At 28.2% G+C, this 8,746-nt stretch carries 10 protein-coding genes, 2 tRNA genes and 1 rRNA gene; 11 read left to right on the top strand and 2 right to left on the bottom strand.

What is annotated here, in order from left to right; all coding sequences use genetic code 11:
• Nucleotides 1–15 precede the first annotated feature (15 nt).
• From H8S20_RS12710 to H8S20_RS12745, 8 genes are all read left to right on the top strand, one after another.
• Nucleotides 16–91: transfer RNA gene (locus H8S20_RS12710), tRNA-Ala, on the top strand.
• Between the two features lie 183 nt (nt 92–274).
• Nucleotides 275–433 (top strand): hypothetical protein, encoded by a 159-nt coding sequence (locus H8S20_RS12715; protein WP_186860365.1) that lies wholly within the window; start codon nt 275–277, stop codon nt 431–433.
• A 135-nt stretch (nt 434–568) separates the two neighbouring features.
• Complete coding sequence (locus H8S20_RS12720; RefSeq protein ID WP_186860366.1) at nt 569–1,012, top strand: hypothetical protein; 444 nt, start codon at nt 569–571, stop codon at nt 1,010–1,012.
• 19 nt (nt 1,013–1,031) lie between these two features.
• Nucleotides 1,032–1,502 carry a VanZ family protein gene (locus H8S20_RS12725; RefSeq protein ID WP_186860367.1) on the top strand — a complete coding sequence of 157 codons (471 nt, stop codon included), beginning with the start codon at nt 1,032–1,034 and terminating at the stop codon, nt 1,500–1,502.
• A gap of 429 nt (nt 1,503–1,931) precedes the next feature.
• Nucleotides 1,932–4,019, top strand: a complete 2,088-nt coding sequence (fusA, locus tag H8S20_RS12730; protein ID WP_186860368.1) for an elongation factor G — start codon at nt 1,932–1,934, stop codon at nt 4,017–4,019.
• A 178-nt stretch (nt 4,020–4,197) separates the two neighbouring features.
• Nucleotides 4,198–4,434 carry a hypothetical protein gene (locus H8S20_RS12735; RefSeq protein WP_032116729.1) on the top strand — a complete coding sequence of 79 codons (237 nt, stop codon included), beginning with the start codon at nt 4,198–4,200 and terminating at the stop codon, nt 4,432–4,434.
• Nucleotides 4,435–4,555: 121 nt separating this feature from the next.
• A complete protein-coding gene (locus H8S20_RS12740; RefSeq protein WP_186860369.1) occupies nt 4,556–5,059 on the top strand; it encodes a CinA family protein in 504 nt (167 codons plus the stop codon).
• 190 nt (nt 5,060–5,249) lie between these two features.
• Nucleotides 5,250–6,164 carry a CPBP family intramembrane glutamic endopeptidase gene (locus H8S20_RS12745; RefSeq protein ID WP_186860370.1) on the top strand — a complete coding sequence of 305 codons (915 nt, stop codon included), beginning with the start codon at nt 5,250–5,252 and terminating at the stop codon, nt 6,162–6,164.
• 80 nt (nt 6,165–6,244) lie between these two features.
• Here the strand turns inward: H8S20_RS12745 and H8S20_RS12750 are convergent, their stop codons facing one another.
• A complete protein-coding gene (locus H8S20_RS12750) occupies nt 6,245–6,673 on the bottom strand; it encodes a hypothetical protein (RefSeq protein WP_186860371.1) in 429 nt (142 codons plus the stop codon).
• 127 nt (nt 6,674–6,800) lie between these two features.
• On the opposite strand from H8S20_RS12750, the gene H8S20_RS12755 reads away from it, so the two are divergent.
• Nucleotides 6,801–6,876 (top strand) — tRNA-Phe (locus H8S20_RS12755).
• Between the two features lie 249 nt (nt 6,877–7,125).
• A complete protein-coding gene (locus tag H8S20_RS12760) occupies nt 7,126–7,329 on the top strand; it encodes a hypothetical protein (RefSeq protein ID WP_186860372.1) in 204 nt (67 codons plus the stop codon).
• A 111-nt stretch (nt 7,330–7,440) separates the two neighbouring features.
• Here H8S20_RS12760 and H8S20_RS12765 read toward each other — a convergent pair whose 3' ends face one another.
• Nucleotides 7,441–8,118: a uracil-DNA glycosylase gene (locus H8S20_RS12765; RefSeq protein WP_186860373.1), complete on the bottom strand. Its 678-nt coding sequence runs from the start codon at nt 8,116–8,118 to the stop codon at nt 7,441–7,443.
• Nucleotides 8,119–8,638: 520 nt separating this feature from the next.
• Here H8S20_RS12765 and H8S20_RS12770 point away from each other — a divergent pair.
• Nucleotides 8,639–8,746: ribosomal RNA gene (locus H8S20_RS12770) — 16S ribosomal RNA — on the top strand; the annotation flags it as partial.

Here is an 8,746-nt window from a genome sequence, read left to right on the forward strand (position 1 = left end):
AGGTCCACCATTTTTGGGGGTATAGCTCAGTTGGGAGAGCACTTGCCTTGCACGCAAGGGGTCAAGGGTTCGACTCCCTTTACCTCCACCAAAGCTACGAAGTATTTCGTAGCTTTTTTTATTTTATATACAATTATTAAGAATGTCGTAATATATCTAAAATTTGTTTATATTTACTTATAGGAATATGAGCAAAATGATATATAATTAATGTTATAGAGAGGTAATAAATTATTATTTAGATATAATGTTTAATATGGGGAGTTGAATCAGGATGAATAAGAGGGAAGAACTAGAAGTAAAACTTAAAGAGTTGAAGTTACAAAAACGACAATTAGTTTTAGCTAATAAAAATACAGATCAGATAGACCAACAAATAAAAGAAATTGAAATGGAAATAGAATCAATTTTAGTAACAGAAGATTGTAAGTAATTTTATATAGTACTAAATAAATTTGTTATTGCTATATAAGTATAAAGTTTTAATTATTATCATATATGTATAATCTTTAGCATATTAATTACTTAGGTAATAATATTACCATAAATAAATAAGGGGGCAATCTTTATGATAAGGACTGTAGTATGCGAAAAAGAAGGTTGTAGCGGAAATACATTTTTTATAGAGACTGATAATAATAATCTTAAGTTGACTTGTAAGAATTGCGGAAGTCAATATGAAGTTGATATTAGCTATTATGATTTTATAATGTTATCAAATTGTTCTAAATGTAATAATGATACATTCAAAATATTTAGAGATTTAGATAAAGAAGGAGTATATGTTAAATGTGCTGAATGTGGTTCTACACCAGAGAAAGTATATATAGATTCTGATGGGATACAAGTTTCTTATGATATTAAACTTTTAAGTGATATAAAAGAGGTTATGTATTTAATAGAACAAAGGGTTTGTAATTTAGAGATGAGACTTCAAGACCTAGAAAGAGGACAAAGCACTATTGAGGAATCTTTAGCATATGTAAATAAATATTTAATAGATAAAGTGTAAAGATTAGTAGGAGAATAAAATGAGAAACAAAAGACTAGTAATAGGATGGATAGCGTTATCATTCTGGATAGGATTAATTTTTTATATGTCTAATCAACCAGGAGATGTATCTAGTAAACAGAGCGGATTGGTATTGAAATTATTTCAAGTGATAGGAATAGATTTAAATAAAGAGTTAGGTGAACTTGCAACATTTATAGTAAGAAAAGCAGCTCATTTTACAGAATATTTTATATTGTATCTCTTAACTGTTAATGTTATGAAATATTATTTTGGTATAAAGAGAGCAATTTTATATGCTCTTATATTTTCAATTTTTTACGCTTGTACAGATGAAATTCATCAATATTTTATACCAGGAAGAGAAATGGCTTTTAAAGATGTTTTAATTGATTCATCAGGAGCTTCATTAGCTATGATTATTACAATCATAAGTATTAAAATGAATGTAAATAAAAAAAATGAAAACAACATTAACATAACTGAATGAGTATTTTAGCTATTATAATATCTGTATAATTATAATCAAGAGAAATATACATTAATAAAATTATATTTTTAATTGAGATTAAAATAAATAAAACAGGACTTATACATAAGATAAATTTTTATGGATAAGTCTTGTTTTTTTATAAATATTAAAAAAGTTAGTAATAATATAAGCCACTTAATATATAAATTACTTACATAGGATAATATTCAATTGATTACACTTATATAAATTGGGAATAATTTTATAATAATTAGGAAAATTAATCATGAATAGGCAATTATGTATAGTACTATTTTAGAATATAATTTCATAAAAATTAACTATATAATCAATAAGATTTAGTAATTTAAGTGAAAACAATCTAAACAAATTCATATAAGAAAGGTGGGTGAAAGATAATACTTATATTAGTATTATCGATGTATTATGAAAGACTATAGCATTAAGAATCTAAGAAATGTAGGTTTAATAGGACACGGAGCTACAGGAAAGACATCTCTAGCAGAAGCACTATTATATTATGCTAATACCACTGACAGATTAGGTAAGATTGAAGATGGAACTACAGTAATGGACTATGATCAAGAAGAAAAGAGAAGAGGAATATCATTATCAGCTTCTATGGCTTATTTTGAAAGTGGTAACACAAAAATAAATTTAGTTGATATGCCAGGATACTTTGATTTTCAAGGTGAAGTTGTTCAAGGAATGAGGGCTGTTGATGTTGCAACAATTGTTGTATGTGGAGTATCAGGAGTTCAAGTTGGAACTGAAAAAGCATGGGATTACTGTAATAAAATTAAATTACCAAGAGCATTTTTTATAAATAAGTTGGATAGAGAAAATGCTCACTTTGATAAGACCTTAGATGAATTAAAAGAAAAATTTGGGATGAGCGTTGTGCCTATTCAATATCCAATTGGAAGAGAAAATGATTTTGATGGAATAGTAGATATAATTTCAAAAACTGCTATAAAAGTTGATAAGAAGAGTTTAAAATGTGAGAATATAGATATTCCAGAGGATTTAGTAGATAAAGTTGATGAATGCAAACAAATGTTAATGGAATCTATAGCTGAAAATGATGAAGAGCTTTTAGATAAATATTTAAATGATGGTGAGTTAAGTGATGAGGACCTTTATTTAGGACTAGTAAAAGGCTGTGCTCAAGGAGAGATAGCACCAGTATTATGTGGAAGCGCTACAAAAGTAGTAGGAATAAAATCATTCATAGATAATATAATTAATTGTTTCCCATCACCAGAATACTCACTATCTCAAAAGGCTAAAAATTTAACCAACAATGAAGAGGTTTTCATAACTGTTGGAGATAACAAACCATTCTCTGCAATGGTATTTAAAACAATAGCTGACCCATTTGTTGGAAAGATATCTTTATTTAAGGTAATAACAGGAAAAGTAGGTGGTGATGTTAGTGTTTTAAACTCTAATAAAGAAAAAACTGAAAAATTAAATCATTTATTCTTTATGAGAGGGAAAAATCAAGTTCCAGTACAAGAAATAATTGCTGGAGATATTGGAGCAGTTGCTAAATTACAATATACAGGTACTGGAGATACTTTATGTAGTCAAGGTTTTAATATAATGTATGATAAGATTAATTTTCCAACAGCTGTAATGCCTATGTCTATTTTACCTAAGGCTAAGGGTGATGAAGAAAAAATTTCTTTAGCTTTATCTAAGTTATCTGAAGAGGATCCTGTATTTAAGGTTGAGAGGGATACAGAAAATGCTGAAACTGTAGTCTGGGGACTAGGGGAAACACACTTAGAAGTTATAGCAAGTAGATTAAAGAATAAATTTGGAGCTGATGTTATATTACAAGAACCAAAGGTGCCTTATAGAGAAACCATTAAAGGCAAAGCTGATGTTCAAGGTAAGCACAAGAAACAATCAGGTGGGCATGGACAATATGGTGATGTTAAGATTATATTTGAACCAAGAAATGATGGAGAGCTTGATTTAGAATTTGTTGATAAGGTTGTAGGTGGATCAGTACCAAGGAACTTTATTCCAGCAGTTGAAAAGGGAATAAGAGATTGTTTATCAAATGGTGTATTAGCAGGATATCCTGTTATAGGCCTAAGAGCAACTTTATATGATGGTTCTTACCACCCTGTAGACTCATCTGAAATGGCATTTAAAATTGCTGCCTCTATTGCTTATAAGAAAGGCTTAGAAGGCGCTAAGCCAGTATTATTAGAACCTATTATGAGTGTTGAAGTATTAATACCAGACGAATATATGGGAGATGTAATGGGGGATATAAATAAAAAGAGAGGAAGAGTTATAGGAATGGAGCAGGAAGGAAAACTTCAAAAAGTTATTGCAGAAGTTCCTATGGCGGAGATGTTTACTTACTCTACTGATTTACGTTCAATGACTCAAGCTAGAGGAAGTTATATAAGTAAATTTGCTAGGTATGAGGAGGTTCCTCCAACTGAAGTTGCAAAAATATTAGATGAAACTAGAAGATTAAGAGAAGAAGCTTAGTATAAATAAAAAGCTACCATTTGGTAGCTTTTTTATTCTTTAAAAAATTATTTTTATATAAATTTATGAATAGTTGACGTTCTTTTTACTTTTTTATGAATAAATAAATAATTGCTACATAGAATAATTATATGCAGAGAGTTTGCAAAAATTTGAATGACAGGAATGGAGGTAAGATATGTCTGATTATAAAATGGATATAAGAGGAGCTTTAGGACTAGGAGAGTATAGTGATATTCATGACTATATGGGGATAGTCGATAAAAATGATAATTTCACGATAACGTTAGATACAAAGAATAAACAACATATAAACATAATTACCTCGATGTTAAAGGAAAATAATTTTAATATATTAGAACAAGGAATAAGTGGTGGTGGAGATTATTATATAACCGCAAATAAGTATAGATAGTACATAACTCTAAAGCATTAAAATGCTTTAGAGATTTTTATTGCTAATAATTGTATACCTTTATTTGTAAAGCGTATATAATTTAAGTTAAGAAAATTTATATATGTGAGGGATGTAAAGTATGAAAAGTATGTATAAAGATAAAGAGTTAGAATATATTATTGGTGAAAGTTTATTAAAAAATAACTTAACAATATCAACTGCAGAATCATGTACAGGTGGAATGGTTGCAGCAAAACTAATATCATATCCAGGAATATCAGCATCATATTTAGAAGGTGTTATAACATATTCAAATGAGGCAAAGGTAAAGAGATTAGGTGTAAGAGAGGAAACCTTATTAAAATATGGAGCTGTAAGTGAACAAACTGCAAAGGAAATGGCTAATGGCATTGCTAGAGTAAGTGAATCAAAAGCTGCAATTTCAACAACAGGCTTAGCTGGACCAGGGGGAGGCTCAGTCGAGAAACCAGTAGGATTAGTATATATAGGTGTACATTTAGAGGAAGAAACCGTAGTAAAGAAATTTAATTTCAGTGGTGAAAGAGATCAAATAAGAAAAGAAGCTACAGTAATGGCATTAACTATGTTAAAAGATTTATTAGAGGAAAAGGGATATCTATAAAATGAAAAATAATCCCTTTAATCGTAAACTATTATATCAAAGGGATTATTTTTGTATATAAATAAAATGGGGGAGAGGCGATTAACTATGAAGTATAATTTACTTCATTAAATATTATTAACAAATAAAATGAGGATTATACAACTTAAATTTAAATTATTAGTATTTATCTATGTTGGGGAGGAAATTTATGAAGAAAATTAAAGAAGCTAATATTTATTTTTTAATAATTATGCTATTACAATTATTTTTACCTGTATATATACTTTTTAGAGTTTTAAATATAAATGATATAAGGTTAATGTTAAGTATAAATCATATGATTATTTTTATAGTACCAGCTATTATATATTTACTAATTACTAAACAGTCACCTAAAAAAGTATTAAGGCTTAATAAGATACATATTAAGGATGTATTAATTGTGATATGCTTAGCTTTTGTATGTCAGCCAATAATGACTTTCTTCTCTTTAATATCACAATTCTTTTTTGAAAATGAGATAGGAAATTTTGTTGGACAAATAGTAAGTACTCCATATTGGATACTACTATTATTAATAGCAGTGCTTCCGGCAATAACTGAAGAAATTACAATAAGAGGAATAGTATTATCTGGTTATAATAATAAAAATATATATGTGGCTTGTATTGCATCTGGGCTATTATTTGGAATAATGCATTTAGATCCTCAACAATTTCTTTATGCTACTGCATTAGGATTTATTTTAGCATTAGTTGTAAGAATAACTGATAGTATATTTGCATCTGTAATAATGCACTTTATCATCAATGGAACATCAATAACAGTACAAAAAGTAGTATCATTCTTACCAACAACTATAGATTCAGAATTTAGTTTAAAAGCAATATCATTAGGCAAAAAATTAGTATTAGCTTTCCAGTATGGATGTGTAGCAATATTATTTTCATATCTTGCATACCTATTAATAAAAAAACTGAAGAAGAATAATATAAAACGTGGAATAATAGATAAAGAAAGTTTCTATGGACTAGAGAATAAAGAAAGTGTTTTTAATGTATATTTTATTTTTATAATAGGGATTTATTTGTTAGTTATGATAAGACAAGTTGTTTTAACATAATAATTGAATATATAATATTATTGAACACAAGAAATAATAAAGGTGCGTATATCGCACCTTTATTATATTATGTTTTTAAATTATTGAATTACAGAGTTAGAGTTAGGAAAAATTGTTGAGAAATCATTTTTTGATATCCAACCCCTACAATTAATATCACTATCAATTGGAAGATTTACATAAAACCAAAGTAGACTGTCTACGATAGCGCTATCTAGGATTTTAACCTCCATTTTAATTGATAATGTATTTAGCTTAGGAGAATCTAGTGTAGGAGCTAAGTATAGTTTTGCCCCAGTATTAGTTATTCCAATTTGGGAAGAGGGGCTAATAAATTTTATGTTTAATGGTTTGCTAATAGGAGTTAATGCTCTATATTGAGTCTTGTTTTTCCTAAGTTGATTAGATGTTATCATTAATTGTTTTTTTACCTTAGCGAGTTGTTGGTCATAATATAAATATATTCCGGCTATAGCTGCTATAAGAATAATGAATATAACAAATTGCAAATTAACCTCCACTATAAAGTACTATATACTACAAGTATATTTTAATAATTTTAAAAAATACATATTAAGAAATTAAATAAATTTATTTGACATAATGTAAACTATTTAGTATAATAATTTTTGTTAAGGCTCGATAGCTCAGTCGGTAGAGCAGAGGACTGAAAATCCTCGTGTCCCTGGTTCGATTCCTGGTCGAGCCACCAGGAAGCAACTTACTAATGTAAGTTGCTTTTTTATTTTTAAAAACAATTATAACTTAACTATATCTTAACCTTAATTATGATATTTTTAAATTAATAAAAAAAATATAAATTAGAAGGAACTAAGTAGAGGTTTAATACGTCTAATATATATACGATTGACACACAAGATTTAGGTAATATTAACTTTTACGTAAGAAATTATTAATATTTGTATTGTATAATTTAATTAAGAGTTTTAGGGAGGTAATTATGGTTAAGTTTTTAGAAAAAATGATACTTTCAGATAAGGATTACGAATATTTAACTAAAGGAATAGCAATAGGGGTTGGGACAGGGGTTCTAATAGGTACTATTATAGGTAATGTAACTTTAACTTTTGCTGCAGGAGGAGTAATTGGAATTTTATCAGCCTTTATTTATTCTATATATAAAAGAAGGAGAGTTAATGGTTGAATTTTTAAAGAGAAATATACACACTATATTAAGAAGAGGTCGGTTAAATATACTGTAACTTAATCTAAGGATTATTAAAATTACAAACAGTTTATTTAAACGACCTCGTTTTTATATATTTTCGATTTGCCAATCTATTGGAGTCTTATTAACAGACTCTAAGAAGGTATTTGTTTTAGAAAATGGTTTAGTTCCAAAGAATCCTCTAGATGCAGATAATGGACTAGGATGAACTGAAGTAAGAATTAAGTGATTTTTGTTTGTTATAAGTGACTTTTTCTTAATTGCATTATTTCCCCATAAAATAAAAACTACAGGATCTTCTTTTTCATTTACAAGAGATATTATTCTATCAGTAAAAGTCTCCCAACCAATATTTTTATGTGAGTTAGCCTGACCAGCTCTAACAGTTAATGAGGTATTAAGAAGTAAAACACCTTGTTCAGCCCATTTTTTCAAATATCCATTATTCGGTATGTAGCAGCCTAAATCAGATTTCAATTCTTTATATATATTTAGTAGAGATGGAGGAATAGCAACATTAGGATTTACAGAGAAACTTAATCCATGTGCTTGATTTGGACCATGATACGGATCTTGACCTAATATTACTACTTTTACATCTTTATAAGGAGTAAAGTGCAAAGCATTAAAAATATCATATTTATCAGGATAAATAGTATTTTCCTTATATTCTTTAGATAAGAAACTCCTTAAAGCTAAGTAATAATCCTTACTAAATTCTTCTTCTAATAAGTCCTGCCAATCATTATTTAATATTTTTTTCATTAAGATCACCTCAATAAGTAGTTTTATCCATATAGTATACAAGTATTATAAACTTATAGAATTAATAAAACAATAAATATATGGGGTACTTTATGGCAAAAACGGTACCTAGTATATCAATAATAGCAAAATTAAGAATTATAGAGAAAAAAAGAAAAAAATGTGTATAATTTAGAATAATTAAAATAAAACTGTGGATAATAGTATGTGAAGGATGGTAAGATAAATATCGTCGCTAATGCGAAACAAACAAAAACACAAGATAAAAAAGTGTTTGACAGTTGTTTTGATAAGTGATAAGATAAGTCTCGTCGCTAACGAAATTTAGTCAAAAAAACTTCGAAAAAAAGTTATTGACACAAAGTTGAGTCGGTGATAAGATAAGGAAGTCGCTTGAAGCGATAACAAAATATGGTCTTTGAAAATTGAACAGAATATAGTTAAAATAAATCCAGCAATTCTTTTGAGAGTTTTTAAAATATTTAAAGACTCAAAGTAATTTGAGCAACAGATTAAACTTTTTATTGAGAGTTTGATCCTGGCTCAGGACGAACGCTGGCGGCATGCCTAACACATGCAAGTCGAGCGAGTGGAGTTCTTCGGAACAAAGCTAGCGGCGGACGGGTGA

Source organism: Clostridium hominis (genome assembly GCF_014287825.1).
In the GTDB taxonomy this organism is placed as follows: domain Bacteria; phylum Bacillota; class Clostridia; order Clostridiales; family Clostridiaceae; genus Clostridium; species Clostridium hominis.